This window comes from Corynebacterium sp. 239_CJEI (assembly GCF_001055995.1).
GTDB lineage: Bacteria > Actinomycetota > Actinomycetes > Mycobacteriales > Mycobacteriaceae > Corynebacterium > Corynebacterium jeikeium_D.
Map to the genome: position 1 here is coordinate 86434 of NZ_JVOW01000002.1, position 21101 is coordinate 107534.

Sequence of the window (21101 nt, forward strand, 5' to 3'; positions counted from 1 at the left end):
GTAGTTCCCCCTTTACCAGACGTAAGCGAGGACTTCCCCGCCAACCTTCTTCTCGTAAGCCTGACGGTCAGTCAGCAGGCCCTGAGACGTGGAGATGATAGCCACGCCCAGGCCGCCGAGGACCTTCGGCAGGTTAGTGGACTTTGCGTAAACACGCAGACCCGGCTTGGAGACGCGACGCACGCCAGCGATCGAACGCTCGCGGGACGGACCGTACTTCAGGTTCAGGGTCAGGGTCTTGCCGACCTTGGCATCCTCGACTGCGTAGTCCGCAATGTAACCCTCAGACTTGAGAATCTCGGCGATGTTAGCCTTCAGCTTGGACGACGGCATCGAGACAGAGTCGTGGTACGCGTTGTTAGCGTTGCGCACGCGCGACAGCATGTCGGCGATTGGGTCAGTCATGGTCATGGTTAGTGACCGCTTCCTTTCTCGCTGCGGTTCCTTCCCACCTCGTGGCTAACTCCAATGACCGCGCAAACAGCAACTGCCACACGGCAAAAGCTTAAGTTGGAGCGATTTCCAATATCGTGATTCCGGCGATTTAAGGGCTACTGTTCGCCAACTCGGTTCAATAGCCGAGTCAGCTCGCCACCCAGGTGACGCCAGAGACGATGCGAGGCGAGGGGCCTACAGCAAAGTTCTTACATTTTTACTGCCGCACCTCTTATAGAGGGCAGACCTGGTGATACTAACAAATACAGGCCGAAATGCAAAAACGCCGCAGACGGACGTTAGTCCGCTCGCGGCGTGAAGCCCCACCAATTAACAGTGGAACTCAATTCCTAGCCGACATGGCGCCGGCTAGAGGAAATTAGTAGAGCTGGTCGGCGATGATGTTACCCATTGCCTTTTCACCAGCCACCGTCGGGTGGTTGGTCATCGGACCCATCACCGGGTCTGCGAAACCGGCGACGAAGCGCTCATCCGGGTTCGGGTTGCAGGTACCGTGGCCGAGGGTTGCCTCGTAGACGTCAATGAAGCCGGCACCTACGTGGTGAGATGCGGAGCGAATGCTGTCACGGAATGCACCCTGGATCTCGCTGGCACCCGGTGCCGGGATCGGGAAGGTCTGGTCCGAGGTGTTCACCAGGCACAGCTGATCATCAGTGGCGTACTCAGGGTACGACGCCAGGACGACCTGAGCGCCCGGGGCAACCTGGTGGACGCGGTCAGTGAACTGACGCAGCGTCTGCTTGAACGCGGATGGAGCCTGGGGATCCGGCTTTGCGACAAGCTCGCCTGCCACGTCAACCCACTGGACCCAGTCCATGCCGCCGTACATCAGGACAACCTTCTCGGTGCCCTCTCCGATGTCGCCGTACTGGATGGAAGCCTCCAGGTATGCGAGGAGCTGACCCGGGAAGCCGCCAAGACCGTTACAGGACCAGTCACCCAGGGACTTGTTCAGCTTCGAAGCTGCAATCTTCGGCCAGTTTTCCATGTCGGTAGCGCAGTTAGCGACCAGTGCGTTCTGTCCCGGCGCCAGGCCACGCGGGCCGCCCTTACCGGCATTAGCGGTGAAGGAGTCACCGAAGGTAACGATTTGCTTAACGCCCTTCGGGCCGGTGTCGCCGATACCCGGAATCGGAATGTTCGGCATTTCCGGCAGTGCCGGCTGTGCGTTGGCAGCACCTGCACCCAAGCTCAGACCCAGAGCCGCAACAGTTGCAATAGCAGCCGAGCGGACGGCCACGGAGAAGTTCTTCATGTAGTTAATCCCTTTGCGTTTTAACTTAAGAACCGCTCTGTGTAGAACCACTGGCTCAATCACACAGAAGCTGAAGTCACTTAAGCCTTGCCCAAATTGATAACGACCACAATGCATTTTGGCGGCCGTCACTATGACGAATGGCAGTTTACAACGAAATCATCACAAACGCCTAACTTTCAACTGAGAAACCTTGTGGCTTTACTAATTTCCAACCCCCAAAAAGGGTCAACTTTCCCACCAGCAACACTGGTAACTTTTACGCAGGCCCCGCACAGCGACCTCACTCCCCCACGAACATAAGCAGTTAACAGAGCAGCAAAAAGCCCCGGAGGCCAAGCGGCATCCGGGGCTTCAGGCAAAAGCTACCGAAGAGGCAAAACTACTTCTTGAACGGGAAGCCCAGCTCGCGCAGCAGCGCGCGGCCTTCCTCGTTGTTGGTAGCGGTGGTCACGACGGTGATGTCCATACCGCGCGGGCGGTCGATCTTGTCAACGTCGATCTCGTAGAACATGGTCTGCTCAGACAGGCCGAAGGTGTAGTTACCGTGACCATCGAACTGCTGATCAGACAGACCGCGGAAGTCGCGGATTCGCGGCAGAGCCACGGTCAGCAGACGATCCAGGAACTCCCACATACGGTCGCCACGCAGGGTGACGCGAGCGCCGATGGCATCGCCTTCACGGAGCTTGAAGTTAGCGATCGACTTGCGAGCACGACGGGTCTCCGGCTTCTGACCGGTGATCAGAGTCAGGTCGTTGATAGCACCGTTGATCTGCTTCTTGTCCTGAGCAGCAGCGCCGACGCCCATGTTGACGACGACCTTGGTGACGCCCGGAATCTGCATGACGTTCTCGTAGGAGAACTCTTCCTGCATCTTGCCGCGAATCTCATCGCGGTAACGGGCCTTCAGACGAGGGGTGTAATTTTCGCTCATGCTTAGATGTCCTTCCCGGTACGGCGGGAGATGCGAACCTTCTTGCCGTCCTCATCGAAGCGGTAACCGACGCGAGTCGGGGTACCATCTTCGTCGACCAGCATGACGTTCGACACGTGAATCGGAGCTTCCTGAGTGACAATGCCACCCGAGGAAGCGCCGCGCTCCGCAGCGGAGTTTGCAACGTGCTTCTTGATACGGTTAACGCCCTCGACCAGGACCTTGTCGCGCTTCGGGTAGGCCTCGATGACCTTGCCCTGAGCACCCTTGTCCGGACCGGAGATAACCAGCACGGTATCGCCCTTACGGATCTTCACTTAAATCACCTCCGGTGCGAGCGAGACAATCTTCATGAACTTCTTGTCACGCAGCTCACGCGCGACCGGGCCGAAAATACGGGTGCCCTTCGGCTCGCCGTCGGCCTTGATGATGACAGCTGCATTCTCGTCGAACGAGATGTAGGAACCGTCCGGACGACGGGTCTCCTTCTTCGTGCGGACGATAACTGCCTTAACGATTTCGCCTGCCTTGACGTTTCCGCCCGGAGCAGCTTCCTTGACAGTAGCGACGATGGTGTCGCCAATGCCAGCGAAGCGTCGGGTCGAGCCACCGAGAACGCGGATGCACTGGATTTCACGTGCACCAGTGTTGTCGGCAACGCGCAGACGGGATTCCTGCTGAATCACTGCGTTTCTCCTGACCTGGTTGCATTGTGCGTCAGATTTCCGTCCTAAACGCACGCGGTCTTTATGTCTTGCGTTTACGCTTTACGACGGAAGCACCTGCTAGAGGTAGCTTTCCTATCGCTTTGACCTCGTGCTTACTACGGTTCTAGACCGTTGAGAGCAGCACGCAGTCGCTTCGCGCAACCTGTGTATTATGGCACGTTCGTGCGGGACAACAAAATCCCTTAGTTTCATGCCCCCAACATGGTTTATGCCTTGTGCGGCAACCCTATACTGAGACAGTGACAAATCAACATTCCGGGAGCGCTCAGACACAGCCAGCACAGACGCTGCCGGTATCGCTACTTGCCGGCTTGGCCTTATTATCCGCCGCCGCCCCGTTCGGCGCAGATACATATCTGGCATCCTTCGTGGAGATTGCACGCGAGTTCTCCACGACCGAGTCGATGGTTCAGCTCACGCTGACAACCTTCATGATTGGCATGGCTGCTGGACAGCTCGTCATTGGCGCTCTCTCCGATAGTTTGGGCCGCAAGAAGCTGCTTCTCATTGCGACTTTGGTGTTCTTGGGCTCGTCAATCCTCTGTGCAGTAGCACCGAATATTGGCACGCTTATTGCAATGCGCCTGTTCCAGGGGTTAGCTGGTGGCTCCACAGTTGTTCTGGCTCGTTCTGTAGTACCAGACCTCTTGACGGGCAAGGCATCAGCGAGAGCTTTCTCCACGCTGATGGGCATTTCCTCCATCGCCCCGGCAATCGCTCCCCTTGTGGGCGGTTTTCTAGGCCCCGCATTCGGCTGGCGCAGCGTGTTCTGGTTTCTCGCAGCCATCAACGTCGCGATGGTCGCGATTGTGATCCTGATGGTTCCGGAAACCCTGCCGCCTGAGCGACGCTCCACAGGCGCTCTGCGCAATCTCCTGCCCAATATTGGCAGGCTGCTGCGGCGGCCAGTATTTGTCGGCTACTTGTTGGCTTTCGCTGGTGGCTTCTCGGTGATGTTTTCCTATATCGCTGCGTCACCCTTTATCTTCCAGGAGCTGCTGGGGCTCACCCCTACTCAGTTTTCTCTCGTGTTCGCATCCAATGCAGCGATGTTGACATTTGTGTCAATCCTCAACGGCAAGATGATCAACCGGCTTCATCCCCGCAAAGGCATTTTAGTTGCCCTTACGGTCATGCTCGTGACGTCGATAGGCCTGATTATTAATGCCCTCGTCGGGATTACCTTCTTCACTACTTGGCTGTTGCTGTTCATTACGGTACCGATGATGCCGCTAATCTTCGCCAATGCCACGGCACTCGGAATTGAGGAGGTTCGAGATATCGGAATTGGCTCAGGTTCCGGTCTCATGGGCTTCACACAGTTCCTCGCGGCCGCCACGGTTTCCCCGTTGGTGGGGCTTGGTTCCAATCTTCCCCTCTCGATGGCTATTTCGATGTTGACCTGTGCATTGATTGCACTGACCGCGGTGTTGACATTGACGCGCGCCGACCTCCACAAACGCTCACACCGACTTCCATAAGAGCTACGCGCGCGAGAGGACTCCCCGCGTTTCACTTCACTGGTTGAGAATGTGCCCGAATCGGCATTAAATCGATGGTGAGGCCTCGTACCACCCGTAGGCATGGGGCTGACATGGGAGAAAGGTCCTGCCATGACCACGCATGCACATCCTCATGAACCACATAAGGCATCTGAGTCGGCGAAGCTCAACTGGCTTCGCGCCGGAGTTCTCGGAGCCAACGACGGTATCGTCTCCACTGCTCTAATCTTGCTCAGTGTGATTGCAGCAGGTTCCTCTCGCGAAGCCATTCTGACTGCTGGCGCCGCGGCCGTTATCGCTGGGGCTATCTCGATGGCCCTGGGTGAATACGTCTCGGTTTCAACCCAGCGCGATACTGAGCGGGCACTGATTGCCAAAGAAAAGGCCGAGCTTAAAGACTTTCCAGATGAAGAGCATAAAGAGCTCGTGGGGATTCTCTCTAGCTACGGCATCCCAGAACATATCGCCGAAGATGCTGCCCACGGCATCGCACAAAGCGATCCGCTGGCGGCTCACCTAAAGCTGGAATTGGGCATTGACGGTGAGGAACTTACCAACCCCTGGGCTGCTGCCGGTTCTTCGGCACTGTCGTTCCTACTCGGCGCCATCCTGCCGATGATTGCGGCACTGGTTTTCACCGGCCCCACTTCTGGCGCAATCGCAGTCACTGTTGTCACCATCGTGACTCTGGCTCTAACCGGCTACATCAGCGCCAAGCTCAGCTCCACGCACTCCGGCAAGGCTGCTCTGCGCCTGGTAATTGGTGGTGCGCTCGGTTTGATTGTGTCCTACTTCGTCGGTCTGCTCTTCGGGCAGGCTGTCGGTTAGACCGTCAAATAGGTGCCCGGTTAACGCACAGCGAAACTCAAAACCTAGTCAACATAGCTGGTCTTCGTCTGGTTCAACCAGGCGTAGACCGCGCCGATCCCCAGGCCACCACCTACGAAGTTGCCCAGCCACACGGCCACCCAGTTAACAGTTATGTGCAGACCATCGAAGGCTGCAGGATGCGGATCAGCGAAAAAGGCCAAGGAAAACAACGAGAAGTTCGCAATCACGTGCTCGAGTCCAAGCCCAACGAACACTGCAATAATCGGCAGAATCACAACGAACTTCGAAATGATTTCTTTGGCTTGAAGTGCACCTAGGACAGCCATATTGACCACGAAGTTCGCACCCATGGCCTCTACGAAAGCGCCGAAGAACGGCTTGGCCAGCTTCCCCTCAGTCAAGGTGGAAATCAGATGTGTGTCATCGATCCCACCGAGCTTGGCGCTCTGGCTGAGCACCAGCGCCACAATCGCCGCACCGATGAAGTTGTAGAACGTAGCGACGGCCACCATTCGAAAGGCCACTCCCCACGCCATGCGTCCGCGTGCGGTGGACCAGGACACAAACATCATGCTGCCGGTCGCAAGCTCCGCACCGAGCACCACAATGGCGAACAGCCCAAGCCCGAACAGGCACGCAAAAACCAGTCCCCCAGTGCCCGGAGCAACACCTTCGGCCACTTGGCCAGCTACCGCTGCAAAGGCCGTTCCCAACGTCAGATACATGCCCGCCAGGACCGCTCGAACCGCAAAACGTCCGTAGTCCTGCGTCATCAGCTCCCGTTTTTTGTCACCAGCCGTATCCAGCGTTTCGTATAGCGTCACCGCCGAAGCCTTTCCCTGCGTACCGTTAATTGCAGTTATTCGCATAAAAGAATAACGACAGTCCGGCACGGAATCGCAACCGCTTTACGACGATCACAGCTCCTTACCCCCGTTCAAGCACTGCAACCAGGAACTGAGACTCATCCTCAAACGGACGAAGATCCCACGTCGAATAACGCTGAATCACGGTGAGCCCCGCCTCCTGCGCAATGGTTTCAAAATCCGGAAAGTCCCATCCACGGCCGGCACCGAAGCCGATGATGGCACGACCGCCCTCCGGATTCAGTGCCGCTGCGAAGGCCCGCAGTACCTTCGTGCGGTCTTCTGGCGCTACGAAGGTCAGGACATTGCCGGGGCAAATGATGACATCGAAAGCGGATGCCGTGTCATCGTGGGGCGTGTTCTCTAGGCCGTCGTCAAGCACGTGGGGCAATTGCGCCAAGTCCCCTACCAACCACGTCGCGTCCGGGAACTGGCGCTTTGCCTCATCGATGAGATAGGGGTCGACGTCGACACCAACGACCTGGTGTCCAGCCTTCGCCAAGTAACCGCCCACGCGTCCTTGACCACAACCGGCATCTAGAATTCGAGCGTGGCGTGGCGCCATCGCATCCACCAGCCGCGCCTCACCATCGATATCGCGGCCCTCGCGAACGAACCCCCGCCACCGGTTGGCGTAGCGCCGGGAATGCTGCGGATCGGCAGCGATAATTTCTTTCCAAGTGCGGTGATTGTGGGTGCCATTGCTCATGGCCACCATTATGGCGCAGCTGGACACTTTTTATGTATCGGTGCAGCTGCGCACCGTGGGGTCTAAATCCCCAGTACCGACTTAGCAATCAGGAAGTAGATGATCAGACCGGAGGCGTCGACAAGCGTCGTAATGAACGGGTTAGCGAAGACTGCTGGGTCAATGCCAAACTTCTTACCAATCAGCGGCATAATGCCACCGACGGTTGCCGCGAGAGTACAAATACCCAGCAGCGTAAGGCCAATCACTAGGCCGATGTCCCAACCGTAAACCAAGCCAGCTAGCAGCAGGCCGAGAGTGCCAAGCAATAGACCGAGGAACGCGCCGACCCTCACCTCTCGGAGAATGACTTTGAATATATCGCGGGGTTGGACATCCCCCAGCGCCAACGCACGCGTAATCGTAGTTGCAGCCTGGTTACCGGTATTGCCACCTGTACCAATCAGCAGCGGCACGAACACCGAAAGAACCACCATCTGAGACAGCGTCTCTTCGAAGGTTTCCAGGACTTGCACAGTCAATGTCGCACCGATTGCCAGCACGAGCAACCAGACCACACGAGAGCGAACAATCTCAAAGATTGGCGTAGCAAGGTACGGCAAGCGCAGAGGCTCAGAACCGGAAATACGAGCTTGGTCCTCGGAGTCTGCCTCCTCCAGAATCCGGAGTGCGTCGTCCACCGTGAGCAGACCGATAACACGCTGCTCGCTGTCGACAATCGGCAGAGCTAGGCGCTTACGATCAGCGCACATGCGAGCCACCTTCTCTTCAGACTCGGTGGCCTCTGCGTAGTCTGCCTTCCGCAAAATCGCCGCAACATGGATATCACTGCTGGCGCGCATCAAATCACGAAGGCTGACCACGCCCACCAGGCGGCGATTCCGGTTCGACACCGGCAGGGTGTAGATGGATTCGGCATCATCCAGATGCTTGTAGACGGTCTCCAGAGCCTCCCCCACCGTCATATCGTCGTGAAGCGACACCAGCTCCGGGCTCATTCGACGCCCAATGGAACCATCGGCGTAACCGAGAACAATGTTGGTCAGCTCTCGCTCATCATCCGGTAGATCGGCGAGCAGTTTTGAAGCAACCGAGGCTGGTAACTCATCGAGCAACTCAGCTCGGTCGTCCGGTTCCATCTCCGCAAAGACTGCGGTGACTTCAGGATCGCGGAGGCTATCAATCAGGTGCGCCTGCAGAGCGGAGTCCAGCTCATCGAAGGTCTCAACCGCGGTGTCTTTCGGTAGCGTGCGGTAGAACAGCGCACGGTCCTCATGGCTGAGGCGGCGCATCTTTCGAGCGGCAGCCTTGGGCTCAATATCAGCTAAAAGCCGCGACAATGTCGCCACGTCGTGTGAGCGAAGTGAGGACTCCAGGTCTCGATCATCAATCCTGGTCACGTCAGTAGTCACCGAACTTCTCCCCTCACATAGCATAAATCCTCGCCAATGCTATCAGAGATACAAACCCAGCAAACTTGCACTGAGGGGAATAGAAACACGAAGAAACATGGCTTGCCAAAAACAAAACCCCCGCCACAGAAAACACTTGCGTGTTTCCCGCGGCGGGGTTCTCGTCGTAAAGCCCTGGCTGATTGCTCAGCTATCGGGTCTTACTTAGCCTTCTCGACGATCTCGAGCAGGCGGTAGTGCTTGTCCTTGGAGAGCGGACGGCACTCTTCGATGCGGACGCGGTCGCCCACGCCAGCCTCTTCGTTCTCGTCGTGCGCCTTGACCTTGGAGTTCGTGCGCATGATCTTGCCGTACAGGGCGTGCTGCTTGCGGTCCTCGAGCTCGACAACGATGGTCTTCTGCATCTTGTCGGACACGACGTAACCGGTGCGCACCTTACGTGCGCCAGCCTCGGTGGTGTTCATGTTTTCCTCACTCATGCTGCATCACCATCGGTTGGTGCAGCAGACAGGCCGAGCTCGCGCTCACGCATAACGGTGTAAATGCGAGCAATATCCTTGCGGACAGTGCGGAGACGGCGGTTGTTGGTCAGCTGACCGGTAGCGCTCTGGAAACGGAGGTTGAACAGCTCCTCCTTAGACTCCTTGAGCTTGGCAACCAGGTCATCGTTATCCAGCGAGCGAAGCTCGTGGGCGGGAATGCCGTTCGACATCAGTACTGATCCTCCTTCCGAACGATTCGGGTCTTAATCGGCAGCTTAGCGCCTGCGCGCTTCAGTGCCTCGACGGCAACTGCCTCGTCCGGGTAGGACATCTCGAACATGATGCGACCCGGCTTGACGTTTGCAATCCACTTCTCGACTGGGCCCTTACCGGAACCCATACGAACACCCAGCGGCTTCTGGGTCAGCGGACGGTCCGGGAAAATCTGAATCCAGACCTTACCACCACGCTTGACGTGGCGGTTGATGGCAATACGCGCTGCCTCAATCTGACGGTTGGTGATGTAGGCCGGCTCGAGAGCCTGGAGACCGTATTCACCGAAAGTCACCTTGTTGCCGCCCTTGGACATACCAGAACGGGTCGGGCGGTGCTGGCGACGGAACTTAACGCGCTTCGGGATGAGCATGAATTAGCCCTCCTTCTTCTCAGATGCACGCTGACGACGCTTGCCACCGCGACGCGGGCGGTCGTTGCCGCGACGCTGGCGGGCGTTGCCGGCGTTGATCTCGGACTCGCGACGGCCACCGATCACGTCACCCTTGTAGATCCACACCTTGACGCCAATGCGACCGAAGGTGGTGTGAGCTTCGTGGGTGCCGTAGTCGATCTCCGCACGCAGGGTGTGCAGCGGAACGCGACCCTCGTGGTAGCGCTCGGTGCGGCCCATCTCGGCACCGCCGAGACGACCGGAGCAGACAACCTTGATGCCCTTGACGTGCGGCTGACGCATTGCAGACTGGATAGCCTTGCGCATTGCACGACGGAAAGCGACACGGTTGGCGAGCTGCTCAGCGATGGACTGAGCAACCAGCTTCGCATCCGCGTCAATGTTCTTGACCTCGAGGATGTTCAGCTGAACCTGCTTGCCGGTGAGCTTCTCGAGCTGGCCGCGGATGCGATCAGCCTCGGAGCCACGACGACCGATAACGATGCCCGGGCGTGCGGTGTGGATGTCCACACGCACGCGGTCACGGGTGCGCTCGATAACGACATCGGAGATGCCGGCGCGCTCAAGACCGGTGGACAGCAGATCGCGGATCTTGATGTCCTCGGCCAGGTAGTCAGCGTACTGCTTGTCGGCGTACCAGCGGGACTTCCAGTCGCTGGAAATACCGAGGCGAAGACCGTGTGGATGGATCTTCTGTCCCACTATCGGTCACCTTCCTTCTGGCTCTCGACGACCACGGTGATGTGGCTGGTGCGCTTGCGGACGTGGAAAGCACGGCCCTGCGCACGCGGGCGGAAGCGCTTCATGGTCGGTCCCTCGTTGGCGTAAGCCTCGGAGATGACCAGAGTACGACGGTCCAGGCCGAAGTTGTTCTCAGCGTTTGCAGCTGCAGACGCAACAACCTTGGCAACTGGATCAGCAGCACCCTGCGGAGCGTACTCCAGGATGTTAAGTGCCTCGTCGACGGACTTACCGCGAACGGTGTCCAGGACGCGACGTGCCTTCATCGGAGTAACGCGGACGAAGCGCGCAGTTGCGCGTGCAGAAGTAATGTCGTTGCTCATGGCTTATCGACGTCCCTTCTTGTCATCCTTGACGTGACCCTTGAAGGTCTTGGTCGGGGCGAATTCGCCCAACTTGTGGCCGACCATAGAGTCATCCACGAACACCGGCACGTGCTTGCGACCGTCGTGAACGGCGAAGGTGTGGCCGATGAAATCGGGGAGAATCGTGGAGCGGCGAGACCAGGTCTTGATGACCTGCTTGGTGCCCTTCTCGTTCTGTGCATCGACCTTCGCGAGGAGGTGCTCATCGACGAACGGGCCCTTCTTAAGGCTGCGTGGCATTCTCAGTTCCCTCCTTAGCGCTTCTTATTCTTGTTGGTACGACGGCGACGAACGATCAGCTGGTCGCTCGGGCGGTTCGGCTTACGGGTGCGGCCTTCCTTCTGGCCCCACGGGGAAACCGGGTGGCGACCACCGGAGGTCTTACCCTCACCACCACCGTGCGGGTGGTCGACCGGGTTCATGACAACACCGCGGACAGTCGGGCGCCAGCCCTTCCAGCGCATACGGCCGGCCTTGCCCCAACGGATGTTGATCTGATCCTGGTTTCCGACCTCACCGACGGTTGCACGGCAACGTGCGTCGACGCGACGAATCTCAGAGGACGGCATACGCAGAACTGCGTACTTGCCTTCCTTACCGAGAAGCTGAATAGAAGCACCAGCAGAACGTGCCAGCTGTGCGCCAGCACCCGGCTTGAGTTCCACGCAGTGAATGGTGGAACCAGTCGGGATGTTGCGCAGCGGCAGGTTGTTACCAACCTTGATGTCGGCGTTAGCGCCGGACTCAACGATGGCACCCTGCTTCAGGTTCTTCGGAGCGATGATGTAGCGCTTCTCACCGTCTGCGTAGTGCAGCAGTGCGATGTTGGCGGTACGGTTCGGGTCGTACTCGATGTGAGCGACCTTTGCCGGAATGCCGTCCTTGTCATTACGACGGAAGTCGATGACACGGTACTGGCGCTTGTGTCCGCCACCCTTGTGGCGAGTGGTGATGTGACCGTGAACGTTACGGCCACCGGTCTTCGACAGCGGGCGCAGCAGAGACTTCTCAGGAGTCGAGCGAGTAATCTCGCTGAACTCGGAGACGGAGCTCTGGCGGCGACCCGGCGTAGTCGGCTTGTACTTACGAATAGCCATACTTTTGCTCTTCCTTAACTTCCTCGTCGGCTAGCGGCTAGGCTGCCGAACCGCCGAAGATGTCGATGGGATCGCTGCCGGCCGCGAGAGTCACGTAGGCGCGCTTGGTGTTCTTGCGCTTGCCATAGCCGGTGCGGGAACGCTTGCGCTTGCCCTCACGGTTGAGGGTGTTGACGGAAGCGACCTTGGCACCGAAAATCTCCTGGACCGCGATCTTGATCTGGGTCTTGTTAGCGTCGGTGTGGACCAGGAACGTGTAAACGCCCTGCTCCATGAGTCCGTAGGACTTCTCAGACACTACCGGTGCAACAATGATGTCGCGGGGATCTGCGATGGTAGCCATTACTTCTCCTCCTTACCGGCGGTGCGAGTGATGAAGTCATTGAGTGCCTGAACGGCGAAGATGACGTCATCGGCCTTCAGAACGTCGTAGGTGTTCAGCTGATCCTCAGACAGGATGTGGACACCTGGCAGGTTACGAACCGACTTCCACGAGTTGACGTCCTCGCGCGGCAGAACGACGAGCACGTTGCGGCGCTCAGTCAAACGCTCGACGAAAGTACGAGCTGCCTTGGTGGACGGGGTCTGGCCTGGGACCAGTTCCTCGACAACGTGGATGCGGTCATGGCGAGCACGGTCAGAGAGTGCGCCGCGCAGAGCAGCTGCAATCATCTTCTTCGGGGTGCGCTGGCTGTAATCGCGCGGCACCGGGCCGTGGACAACGCCACCGCCGGTCCAGTGCGGAGCACGGATCGAACCCTGACGAGCGCGACCGGTACCCTTCTGGCGCCACGGCTTGCGGCCACCGCCGCGAACCTCACCGCGGGTCTTGACCTTGTGGGTGCCCTGACGAGCTGCTGCACGCTGTGCGACAACAACCTGGTGCATCAGGGCGATGGACACCTCCGCGTCGAACACGGAAGCAGGAAGCTCAACCGAACCGTTCACGCCGCCTTCAGCGGTGTGTACGTCTAGCTTGAGGTTGGTCATGCGTGAGCACCACCCTTCGTGGCAGTCTTAACAACCAGCAGGCCGCCGCGTGCACCCGGAACTGCGCCCTTGATGAGCAGCAGGTTCGCGTCAGCGTCAACCTTCTGGATCTTCAGGTTCTGGGTCGTGACCCGGTCGTTACCCATGCGGCCTGCCATGCGCTTGCCCTTGAAGACGCGTCCTGGCGTGGCGCAGGCGCCAATGCCACCAACACGACGGTGAGCAGCCTGGTTACCGTGAGCGGCACCCTGGCCAGCAAAGCCGTGGCGCTTCATACCACCGGCGAAGCCGTGGCCCTTAGAGGTACCAGTGACGTCGACGTACTCAATTTCGCCGAAGATGTCGACACCAACGGACTGGCCGACCTCGTAAGAGGAAGCGTCCGGGGTGCGAATCTCAACGCTGTGGCGACGCGGGGTCACACCGGCCTTCTTGAAGTGGCCGGCCTCCGGCTTGTTGACCTTACGCGGGTCAATTTCGCCGTATGCAATCTGGACGGCGTCGTAGCCGTCGGTTTCCTTAGTGCGCACCTGAGTCACTACGCACGGCCCAGCCTCAACGACGGTAACCGGAACAACGCGGTTCTCCTCGTCGAAGATCTGAGTCATACCGAGCTTCGTGCCCAGGATGCCCTTGATCTCGTTTTCACTCATTTATCTTGTCTCCGCTACCAAAAGTCCAGGATCACTGAATGTTCACATCGACACTTGCCGGAAGGTCAATGCGCATAAGTGCATCGACTGTCTTCGGCGTTGGATCGAGAATGTCGATCAGACGCTTGTGAGTGCGCATCTCGAAGTGCTCGCGCGAGTCCTTGTACTTGTGCGGCGAACGGATAACGCAGTAAACGTTCTTTTCGGTTGGCAACGGCACCGGGCCAACGACGCGTGCACCCGTACGGGTAACGGTCTCCACGATCTTTCGCGCAGAAGCGTCGATAGCCTCGTGGTCGTAGGCCTTGAGCCTGATGCGGATCTTCTGTCCGGCCACGCTTGTCCTCTCCTCGGTCGGCGCGCCCCAATTAAAGGGGCGTCGACCCTGTCAATGTTTCTCGACGCCGTCAGCAACTATGGCCAGCGCCAGAAATCAAAACTGGGTTGTGCATTACTTCAAAGCGATTTCGTCTTCGATCGTCATGGCAAATTAACTTATGGCCATGACCCGAGCGGACGAATAACGCCTTGCACTCAAATCCCAGTGGAAAACAAGTCCCCCTCGTGGGGCTCTTCATTTTGCCTACTGCCGCTGTTAATTTGCCATGCCACCTCCGACCCCCGCGGTCGGGCGTGTCGCCCGTTTTCTCCGTGAGGCACGATTGGGAAGAAACTTCCCTACGTGGTCATGCTCGCCTTACCATAGGCGCTAAATCCAATTTCGTACTGGTTCCCAGCTGGGCCTGATACAACAATTGGCGCGAACGCCTTTGTTAAAGCAACCTCCGTATTAAAGCACGTCCGGGCTACGAATGTAAAATCACGATTCCAAAGTGCAACGTACATCACACCCATTACGGCACAGTCTGCTTGACGACGGCTATTGCGCCGCCCCGCCCGGTCTAGTGTCGGCTATGTACAGATACAAAAAATCCCGACTTCCGCTTACGCGGAGTCGGGATTCTTCTAAGACTTAAGTTAAAGCATTTCCCCTATAGGGAAAAGACTTACTTAACGATCTTGGTAACGCGGCCAGCGCCGACGGTGCGGCCACCCTCGCGGATAGCGAAGCGCAGGCCCTCGTCCATTGCGACCGGCTGGATCAGCTTGACAGACATGTCAACGTTGTCGCCCGGCATGACCATCTCGACACCTTCCGGCAGGGAAACGACGCCGGTGACGTCGGTGGTGCGGAAGTAGAACTGCGGACGGTAGTTGTCGAAGAACGGGGTGTGACGGCCGCCCTCATCCTTGGACAGGATGTAGACGGAACCCTCGAACTCGGTGTGCGGGGTGTAAGCGCCCGGCTTAGCAACGATCTGACCGCGCTCGATGTCCTCACGCTTGGTACCGCGGAGCAGCAGACCACAGTTGTCGCCAGCCTCAGCGGAATCCAGCAGCTTGCGGAACATCTCGATACCGGTAACGGTGGTCTTCTGGGACTTCTCCTTGATGCCCAGAATCTCGACCTCGTCGTTAACGTTCAGAACGCCGCGCTCAACACGACCGGTAGCAACGGTGCCGCGACCGGTAATGGTGAAGATGTCCTCAATCGGCATCAGGAACGGCTTGTCGGTCTCGCGAACCGGATCCGGGATGTTCTCGTCGCAAGCTTCCATCAGCTCGAGGATGGAGTTGACCCACTTCTCTTCGCCCTCAAGAGCCTTCAGAGCGGAGATGTGGACGATCGGAGCTTCCTCGTCGTAGTCCTGCTCAGCCAGCAGCTCGCGGACCTCCATCTCGACGAGCTCGATGATCTCTTCGTCGTCGACCATGTCGCACTTGTTCAGTGCAACGAGGATGTACGGAACGCCAACCTGGCGAGCCAGCAGAACGTGCTCGCGGGTCTGCGGCATCGGGCCGTCAGTAGCAGCGACAACCAGGATTGCGCCGTCCATCTGAGCAGCACCGGTAATCATGTTCTTGATGTAGTCGGCGTGGCCCGGGGCATCGACGTGAGCGTAGTGGCGCTTCTCCGTCTGGTACTCAACGTGGGAAACGTTGATGGTAATGCCACGTTCCTTCTCTTCCGGTGCCTTATCGATGGCATCGTAAGCGAACGACTCGTTCAGGTCCGGGAACTTGTCAGCCAGAACCTTGGTGATAGCGGCGGTAGTGGTGGTCTTACCGTGGTCAACGTGACCAATGGTACCGATGTTGACGTGCGGCTTCGTACGCTCGAACTTCGCCTTTGCCACTTTTAGTCCTCCTGGAGGTCTAGGTGGCCACGACTCTCGCAGCCACAATTTTGTGGTCACTCAATCCGCCTTCACAAGCATCAGAAGCCTTGAAGCTGTTCGCTTCCGACTTCGGAACGTGCGCGCGCAAAAGAGCACTATTCTTTCACTGTGCCAGTTACTCGATACTAGGGCAGGATACTGGAGTTTTCCAAACCAGACCAACCCCCTAGTTAAGGGTGGGTAACGGCCAGCAACTCACATCGTCATTTACCTGCATAAATGCTAGATATTTGAGCTGCGATCTAAAATCGGCCAACGATATGAATTGCGAGCAGCTACCCCCTAGAGCTTGCCTGTGCTAACACACGCCAACAGTCTGACGATGTCTCAGCACAGTCAAAGCTAGAGGGAATCTACTAAAGCTGCAGACCCTCGCACTGCGTTCTCTAAAAGAGTGACAGTGCAGTGCGTGCAGGGATGGGGTCAACTCTGATTGAGTGCCCCACCCTACCGGCGTGATTTAAGCGCCGGTACGAGCTGCAATGATCTCCTCGGCCACGGAGGACGGAACCTCAGCGTAGGAGTCGAAGATCATGGTGTAGTTAGCGCGACCCTGGGTCTTGGAACGCAGGTCACCAACGTAGCCGAACATCTCGGACAGCGGAACCAGAGCCTTGACAGCCTTGACGCCGGTGCGGTCTTCCATGGAGTTGACCTGGCCACGACGGGAGTTGATGTCACCGATGACCTCACCCATGTACTCTTCCGGAGTAATGACCTCAACGGCCATCATCGGCTCGAGCAGGACCGGCTTAGCCTTCTGAACAGCTTCCTTCAGAGCCTGCTGACCAGCGATCTTGAAGGCCATTTCGGAGGAGTCAACCTCGTGGTAAGCACCGTCGAGCAGGGTTGCCTTGATGTTCACCAGCGGGTAGCCGGCGAGGGTACCGTACTGCATTGCATCCTGGATACCAGCGTCGACAGACGGGATGTACTCCTTCGGAACGCGGCCACCGGTGACCTCGTTTGCGAAGAGGTAAGTTGTGGACTCGCCTTCTTCCACCTCTTCAGCGGACGGGGAGTACGGCTCCAGAGCAATGATGACGCGGGCGAACTGACCCGAACCACCGGTCTGCTTCTTGTGGGTGTACTCGAACTTCTCGACCGGCTTGCGGATGGTCTCGCGGTAAGCAACCTGCGGGTTACCGATGTTTGCTTCGACCTTGAACTCGCGCTTCATGCGGTCAACCAGGACGTCGAGGTGGAGCTCGCCCATACCGCCGATAACGGTCTGGCCGGTTTCCTCATCCAGGTGAACGGTGAAGGTCGGGTCCTCTTCAGCCAGACGCTGAATAGCGGTACCCAGCTTCTCCTGGTCAGCCTTGGACTTTGGCTCAATAGCAACGGAGATAACCGGATCCGGGAAGGACATGGACTCCAGAACGATCGGAGCATCCTGTGCACACAGGGTGTCACCGGTGGTGGTGTCCTTCAGACCAATGAAGGCGTAGATGTTACCTGCCACTGCCTCGTCAACAGGGTTCTCCTTGTTGGCGTGCATCTGGAACAGCTTACCGACGCGCTCCTTCTTGTCCTTGGTGGAGTTCAGGACCTGCTGGCCAGGCTCCACACGACCGGAGTAAACGCGGACGAAGGTCAGCTTGCCGAAGAACGGGTGAGCAGCAATCTTGAATGCGAGAGCGGAGAACGGCTCATCCTTAGACGGCTTACGGACCATATCGACGTCCTCGTCGCCCATCTGGTGGCCGTGAACCTCACCGATGTCCAGCGGATTCGGCAGGAAGTCAATGACAGCGTCGAGCAGCGGCTCAACACCCTTGTTCTTGTACGCGGTACCACAGTAGACCGGGTAGACCTCAGAGTTGATAACCATCTTGCGGATGGCGCCCTTGATCTCGTCCATGGTCAGCTCTTCGCCACCGAAGTACTTCTCCATGAGCTCCTCGTCGGACTCAGCGACGGTCTCAATGAGCTTCTCACGGTACTCGTTAGCCTTGTCGACCATGTCCGCCGGAATCTCCTCGACCTGCGCAGGAGTACCGATCTCAACCTTGCCCGGCCACATGAGGGCCTTCATCTCCAGCAGGTCAACAACGCCGTCGAAGTCATCCTCAGCGCCAATCGGCAGCTGCATAACCAACGGCTTAGCACCGAGGCGGTCAACGATGGTGCCAACGGTGTAGTAGAAGTCAGCGCCCAGCTTGTCCATCTTGTTGACGAAGCAAATACGCGGGACATCGTACTTCTGAGCCTGACGCCAAACCTGCTCAGACTGCGGCTCGACACCTTCCTTACCGTCGAAGACTGCGACGGCACCGTCGAGCACACGCAGGGAACGCTCAACCTCAACGGTGAAGTCGACGTGGCCCGGGGTATCGATGATGTTGATCTGGTTGTCGTTCCAGAAACAGGTCACAGCAGCGGAGGTAATGGTGATACCGCGCTCCTTCTCCTGCTCCATCCAGTCGGTGGTAGCGCCACCATCGTGAGTCTCGCCGACCTTGCGGTTAATACCCGTGTAGTACAGGATGCGCTCAGTCGTAGTCGTCTTACCAGCATCGATGTGCGCCATGATGCCGATGTTGCGGACCTTGTGGAGGTCCTTCTTAACGGGAAGTGCACCTTCAGCCACTTGATTCCCCACTCGTTTCAAATCGGTTTGGCGGTGAGACTCAATTACGGGATTGCAATTGGCCGTCAAATCCGCCGTCGGTCGGGTTTGCTTTATCTATAATGCCACCGTCTTGGCGCGAAGTCGCGCCGTGACGTACACCTATTGCGTAAATTCTACGCAAGACATCGGGTGTAAGCGCCGGGCTGGCCCCTATTGAGTGACCCTTAAAGATCTGTGGACCGCGACCGACGCGCGCCGTTGACATACCGGCAGCTGCTCTACGACGGTGACCACTCGCGGCCTCCGTCGATAAGCGATTACCAGCGGTAGTGAGCGAATGCGCGGTTAGCTTCCGCCATCTTGTGAGTGTCCTCACGACGCTTGACGGATGCACCCAGGCCGTTGGATGCATCGAGGATCTCGTTAGCGAGACGCTCGGTCATGGTGTTCTCACGGCGCTGACGGGAGAACATCAGCAGCCAGCGCAGTGCCAGCGTGGTGCCGCGGCCCGGGCGAACCTCGACCGGGACCTGGTAGGTGGCGCCGCCAACACGGCGGGAACGAACCTCAAGAGCCGGCTTGACGTTCTCGATTGCGCGCTTCAGAGTCAGCACCGGATCAGTACCGGTCTTCTCTTCGCACAGCTCAAGTGCACCGTAGACGATGCGCTCTGCAGTCGACTTCTTACCGTCGATCAGAACCTTGTTGACCAGCTGCGACACCAGAGGGGAGCCGTAGACCGGGTCGTTGACGACAGGACGCTTCTGTACTGGGCCCTTACGTGGCATGGCTTACTTCTCCTTCTTTGCGCCGTAGCGGGAACGAGCCTGCTTGCGGTCCTTGACGCCCTGGGTGTCAAGGGAACCACGGACGATCTTGTAGCGGACACCCGGGAGGTCCTTAACACGACCACCGCGAACGAGCACCATGGAGTGCTCCTGCAGGTTGTGGCCCTCACCCGGAATGTAAGCCGAAACCTCGACACCGGAGGTCAGGCGAACACGAGCGACCTTACGAAGAGCCGAGTTCGGCTTCTTCGGGGTGGTGGTGTAAACACGGGTGCAAACGCCGCGGCGCTGAGGGGAACCCTTCAGAGCTGCGGTTGCAACCTTAGCCTTCTTGTCATGGCGGCCCTTGCGGACCAGCTGCTGAATAGTGGGCATGAAGCCTCTTTCTGTTTTCAATCCTCGCTGGACATTCTCACGACCGATGCCAACCGCAGCGGAGTAACCACCTTCCGTGTGAATGCATCACAAGAAAAGTTATTACTCATCCAGTGGTGAGCCCATCGGTTGAACGCAAGAAATGGAGGGATTTTGAACGTGCGAAACCCAGTCAGCCGCTCTCGCTGGCCTACTGGGTAATGTCTCAAGTTCCCAATTCTTTTCTGGGATCGTTGTATAACAGTACGCGAGCTGCGGGTTTAGTCCAAACACCCTGGTAATGGCCTATAAATTTCAAGCACTTTGAGCGCTTGTGGGCTTGGTGATCAAATTTTTGGGTGTTCAGCACGGCGCGCCTCGCCCCAAAAGACGCAGACGTTACTATGCCGGTTTGAATCGATAACTCGGCCGATTCTGCCGTCCGTTCGGTTTGCCCATAGTACTGTCCTGCATCAGCACTGGAGAAACTTAATCGCCATGTTCACCACAGGCGAATGCCTTCTTCATTGCCAGCAGTGTACTGGCAGCGTATAGGTGGGGACATGTCTAAGAAGGTTATTGTCATTGGCGGCCACGGCAAGGTGGCCCAAATCGCTACTCCCCTACTTATCGACGATGGCTACGAGGTCACGTCTGTTATTCGCAACCCCGACCAGGTTCCGGATATCGAGGCTCTCGGCGCCACACCAGCCGTTTACGACATCGCCAGTCTCTCGACCGAACAGTTTGCGGACCTTCTCAGCGGGCACGACGCTGTGATTTGGTCCGCCGGCGCTGGTGGAGGTTCACCAGAACGGACGTACGCGATCGACCGCGACGCAGCTATTACTTCGATTGCCGCAGCCGAGCAGGCTGGCGTTAAGCGCTACGTGATGGTCTCTTACTTTGGTGCGGGCCACGACCATGGCGTTCCAGAGGATTACAGCTTCTTTGCCTATGCCGAGTCCAAGGCTGCAGCCGACGAAGCGCTGCGCGCTTCAAACCTGGAATGGACCATTCTCGGCCCGAGTGCGCTCACGCTCAACGAGGGCCAGGATTCCATCGACACCACGGCGGACAAGGCAGGCGAGGTCGCTCGTGCGACCGTTGCCAATGTCATCGCGCAGACCGTGTTCAACGAGGCTACCGTTGGTCGCATGATTAACTTCAACGAGGGCAACACCCCGATTGCAGAGGCTCTCAAGATGTAGAGGAGGGAGGCCGGGACGGCCCCCTAGCCCTCCCTCCCTCCCGCCCCTGCCTCTGCCTCTGTTCCTATCGCCTTTCTTCAGTCTCCAGCCGAGTTTTCCAGTTGGGTTGCCTCGACAAAGAAAAATCCTCCGGCACGACCGTGACGAACTAGCAATCCGCTAGTAAGCCACAACTGTGCCGGAGGATTTTTCCGGTTGCCACCTAACAGGTAGCGCACGAA

The 21101-nt window shown here is 58.0% G+C and carries 26 protein-coding genes; 3 read left to right on the plus strand and 23 right to left on the minus strand.

The window, feature by feature from the left end:
* Positions 1 to 12: 12 nt before the first annotated feature.
* The 5 genes from rpsH to rplN form a co-directional block, all read right to left on the minus strand.
* The gene (rpsH, locus tag ADB08_RS00640) at positions 13 to 411 is read right to left on the minus strand and encodes a 30S ribosomal protein S8 (RefSeq protein WP_005509822.1); all 399 of its coding nucleotides are present in this window, start codon (positions 409 to 411) and stop codon (positions 13 to 15) included.
* 403 nt (positions 412 to 814) lie between these two features.
* Entirely contained in the window at positions 815 to 1711 is an 897-nt protein-coding gene (locus ADB08_RS00645; RefSeq protein ID WP_049170004.1) for a GDSL-type esterase/lipase family protein, read from the minus strand.
* A 382-nt stretch (positions 1712 to 2093) separates the two neighbouring features.
* A complete protein-coding gene (gene rplE, locus ADB08_RS00650; protein WP_005509901.1) occupies positions 2094 to 2648 on the minus strand; it encodes a 50S ribosomal protein L5 in 555 nt (184 codons plus the stop codon).
* A 2-nt stretch (positions 2649 to 2650) separates the two neighbouring features.
* A complete protein-coding gene (gene rplX / locus ADB08_RS00655) occupies positions 2651 to 2965 on the minus strand; it encodes a 50S ribosomal protein L24 (RefSeq protein WP_005509963.1) in 315 nt (104 codons plus the stop codon).
* Entirely contained in the window at positions 2966 to 3334 is a 369-nt protein-coding gene (rplN, locus tag ADB08_RS00660; protein WP_005510044.1) for a 50S ribosomal protein L14, read from the minus strand.
* Between the two features lie 281 nt (positions 3335 to 3615).
* Between rplN and ADB08_RS00665 the strand changes: the two genes are divergently transcribed.
* The gene (locus ADB08_RS00665; RefSeq protein ID WP_042388406.1) at positions 3616 to 4857 is read left to right on the plus strand and encodes a multidrug effflux MFS transporter; all 1242 of its coding nucleotides are present in this window, start codon (positions 3616 to 3618) and stop codon (positions 4855 to 4857) included.
* A 132-nt stretch (positions 4858 to 4989) separates the two neighbouring features.
* Complete coding sequence (locus ADB08_RS00670) at positions 4990 to 5706, plus strand: VIT1/CCC1 transporter family protein (RefSeq protein WP_049170007.1); 717 nt, start codon at positions 4990 to 4992, stop codon at positions 5704 to 5706.
* Between the two features lie 44 nt (positions 5707 to 5750).
* On the opposite strand, the gene ADB08_RS00675 is transcribed toward ADB08_RS00670, so the two are convergent.
* The 18 genes from ADB08_RS00675 to rpsL form a co-directional block, all read right to left on the minus strand.
* Complete coding sequence (locus ADB08_RS00675; RefSeq protein WP_049170063.1) at positions 5751 to 6533, minus strand: formate/nitrite transporter family protein; 783 nt, start codon at positions 6531 to 6533, stop codon at positions 5751 to 5753.
* Between the two features lie 103 nt (positions 6534 to 6636).
* Positions 6637 to 7293, minus strand: a complete 657-nt coding sequence (locus ADB08_RS00680) for a class I SAM-dependent methyltransferase (protein WP_049170009.1) — start codon at positions 7291 to 7293, stop codon at positions 6637 to 6639.
* 53 nt (positions 7294 to 7346) lie between these two features.
* Complete coding sequence (gene mgtE / locus ADB08_RS00685; RefSeq protein ID WP_049170011.1) at positions 7347 to 8696, minus strand: magnesium transporter; 1350 nt, start codon at positions 8694 to 8696, stop codon at positions 7347 to 7349.
* A gap of 200 nt (positions 8697 to 8896) precedes the next feature.
* Complete coding sequence (gene rpsQ, locus ADB08_RS00690) at positions 8897 to 9175, minus strand: 30S ribosomal protein S17 (protein ID WP_048760623.1); 279 nt, start codon at positions 9173 to 9175, stop codon at positions 8897 to 8899.
* The gene (gene rpmC, locus ADB08_RS00695) at positions 9172 to 9408 is read right to left on the minus strand and encodes a 50S ribosomal protein L29 (protein WP_005509851.1); all 237 of its coding nucleotides are present in this window, start codon (positions 9406 to 9408) and stop codon (positions 9172 to 9174) included. The genes rpsQ and rpmC overlap by 4 nt, the downstream gene beginning before the upstream one ends.
* Positions 9408 to 9824, minus strand: coding sequence for a 50S ribosomal protein L16 (gene rplP, locus ADB08_RS00700; protein ID WP_049170015.1), 417 nt, complete (start codon positions 9822 to 9824; stop codon positions 9408 to 9410). Before rplP ends, rpmC begins: the two co-directional genes overlap by 1 nt.
* Before the next feature lie 3 nt (positions 9825 to 9827).
* Positions 9828 to 10568 carry a 30S ribosomal protein S3 gene (rpsC, locus tag ADB08_RS00705; RefSeq protein ID WP_005509954.1) on the minus strand — a complete coding sequence of 247 codons (741 nt, stop codon included), beginning with the start codon at positions 10566 to 10568 and terminating at the stop codon, positions 9828 to 9830.
* A complete protein-coding gene (rplV, locus tag ADB08_RS00710; RefSeq protein WP_005509775.1) occupies positions 10568 to 10930 on the minus strand; it encodes a 50S ribosomal protein L22 in 363 nt (120 codons plus the stop codon). Before rplV ends, rpsC begins: the two co-directional genes overlap by 1 nt.
* Before the next feature lie 3 nt (positions 10931 to 10933).
* Positions 10934 to 11212 (minus strand): 30S ribosomal protein S19, encoded by a 279-nt coding sequence (rpsS, locus tag ADB08_RS00715; RefSeq protein WP_005509882.1) that lies wholly within the window; start codon positions 11210 to 11212, stop codon positions 10934 to 10936.
* A gap of 14 nt (positions 11213 to 11226) precedes the next feature.
* Positions 11227 to 12069 (minus strand): 50S ribosomal protein L2, encoded by an 843-nt coding sequence (rplB, locus tag ADB08_RS00720; RefSeq protein ID WP_016422056.1) that lies wholly within the window; start codon positions 12067 to 12069, stop codon positions 11227 to 11229.
* A 37-nt stretch (positions 12070 to 12106) separates the two neighbouring features.
* Positions 12107 to 12412, minus strand: coding sequence for a 50S ribosomal protein L23 (gene rplW / locus ADB08_RS00725; protein WP_005509869.1), 306 nt, complete (start codon positions 12410 to 12412; stop codon positions 12107 to 12109).
* Positions 12412 to 13059, minus strand: a complete 648-nt coding sequence (gene rplD, locus ADB08_RS00730) for a 50S ribosomal protein L4 (protein WP_016422055.1) — start codon at positions 13057 to 13059, stop codon at positions 12412 to 12414. The genes rplW and rplD overlap by 1 nt, the downstream gene beginning before the upstream one ends.
* The gene (gene rplC, locus ADB08_RS00735) at positions 13056 to 13712 is read right to left on the minus strand and encodes a 50S ribosomal protein L3 (RefSeq protein ID WP_005509762.1); all 657 of its coding nucleotides are present in this window, start codon (positions 13710 to 13712) and stop codon (positions 13056 to 13058) included. Before rplC ends, rplD begins: the two co-directional genes overlap by 4 nt.
* 31 nt (positions 13713 to 13743) lie before the next feature.
* A complete protein-coding gene (rpsJ, locus tag ADB08_RS00740; protein WP_003938093.1) occupies positions 13744 to 14049 on the minus strand; it encodes a 30S ribosomal protein S10 in 306 nt (101 codons plus the stop codon).
* A 670-nt stretch (positions 14050 to 14719) separates the two neighbouring features.
* Positions 14720 to 15910, minus strand: coding sequence for an elongation factor Tu (gene tuf, locus ADB08_RS00745; RefSeq protein WP_049170037.1), 1191 nt, complete (start codon positions 15908 to 15910; stop codon positions 14720 to 14722).
* Positions 15911 to 16412: 502 nt separating this feature from the next.
* A complete protein-coding gene (gene fusA, locus ADB08_RS00750; RefSeq protein ID WP_016422053.1) occupies positions 16413 to 18545 on the minus strand; it encodes an elongation factor G in 2133 nt (710 codons plus the stop codon).
* 299 nt (positions 18546 to 18844) lie between these two features.
* Positions 18845 to 19315, minus strand: coding sequence for a 30S ribosomal protein S7 (gene rpsG / locus ADB08_RS00755; RefSeq protein WP_016422052.1), 471 nt, complete (start codon positions 19313 to 19315; stop codon positions 18845 to 18847).
* 3 nt (positions 19316 to 19318) lie between these two features.
* Positions 19319 to 19690 carry a 30S ribosomal protein S12 gene (rpsL, locus tag ADB08_RS00760; protein ID WP_038627636.1) on the minus strand — a complete coding sequence of 124 codons (372 nt, stop codon included), beginning with the start codon at positions 19688 to 19690 and terminating at the stop codon, positions 19319 to 19321.
* Between the two features lie 542 nt (positions 19691 to 20232).
* Here rpsL and ADB08_RS00765 point away from each other — a divergent pair.
* Entirely contained in the window at positions 20233 to 20880 is a 648-nt protein-coding gene (locus ADB08_RS00765) for an SDR family oxidoreductase (RefSeq protein WP_049170040.1), read from the plus strand.
* Positions 20881 to 21101: the final 221 nt, after the last annotated feature.

Bases quoted from the DNA above. Each gene is read 5' to 3' on its own strand.
- ADB08_RS00645 (WP_049170004.1), bottom strand. From the start codon at position 1,711: ATGAAGAACTTCTCCGTGGCCGTCCGCTCGGCTGCTATTGCAACTGTT.
- ADB08_RS00680 (WP_049170009.1), bottom strand. From the start codon at position 7,293: ATGGTGGCCATGAGCAATGGCACCCACAATCACCGCACTTGGAAAGAA.
- ADB08_RS00670 (WP_049170007.1), top strand. From the start codon at position 4,990: ATGACCACGCATGCACATCCTCATGAACCACATAAGGCATCTGAGTCG.
- rplB (WP_016422056.1), bottom strand. From the start codon at position 12,069: ATGGCTATTCGTAAGTACAAGCCGACTACGCCGGGTCGCCGCCAGAGC.
- rplP (WP_049170015.1), bottom strand. From the start codon at position 9,824: ATGCTCATCCCGAAGCGCGTTAAGTTCCGTCGCCAGCACCGCCCGACC.
- rplD (WP_016422055.1), bottom strand. From the start codon at position 13,059: ATGACCAACCTCAAGCTAGACGTACACACCGCTGAAGGCGGCGTGAAC.
- ADB08_RS00765 (WP_049170040.1), top strand. From the start codon at position 20,233: ATGTCTAAGAAGGTTATTGTCATTGGCGGCCACGGCAAGGTGGCCCAA.
- rpsQ (WP_048760623.1), bottom strand. From the start codon at position 9,175: ATGAGTGAGGAAAACATGAACACCACCGAGGCTGGCGCACGTAAGGTG.
- rpsG (WP_016422052.1), bottom strand. From the start codon at position 19,315: ATGCCACGTAAGGGCCCAGTACAGAAGCGTCCTGTCGTCAACGACCCG.
- rplV (WP_005509775.1), bottom strand. From the start codon at position 10,930: ATGAGCAACGACATTACTTCTGCACGCGCAACTGCGCGCTTCGTCCGC.
- rpmC (WP_005509851.1), bottom strand. From the start codon at position 9,408: ATGTCGAACGGCATTCCCGCCCACGAGCTTCGCTCGCTGGATAACGAT.
- rpsS (WP_005509882.1), bottom strand. From the start codon at position 11,212: ATGCCACGCAGCCTTAAGAAGGGCCCGTTCGTCGATGAGCACCTCCTC.
- rplW (WP_005509869.1), bottom strand. From the start codon at position 12,412: ATGGCTACCATCGCAGATCCCCGCGACATCATTGTTGCACCGGTAGTG.
- rplE (WP_005509901.1), bottom strand. From the start codon at position 2,648: ATGAGCGAAAATTACACCCCTCGTCTGAAGGCCCGTTACCGCGATGAG.
- rpsH (WP_005509822.1), bottom strand. From the start codon at position 411: ATGACCATGACTGACCCAATCGCCGACATGCTGTCGCGCGTGCGCAAC.
- rpsL (WP_038627636.1), bottom strand. From the start codon at position 19,690: ATGCCCACTATTCAGCAGCTGGTCCGCAAGGGCCGCCATGACAAGAAG.
- rplC (WP_005509762.1), bottom strand. From the start codon at position 13,712: ATGAGTGAAAACGAGATCAAGGGCATCCTGGGCACGAAGCTCGGTATG.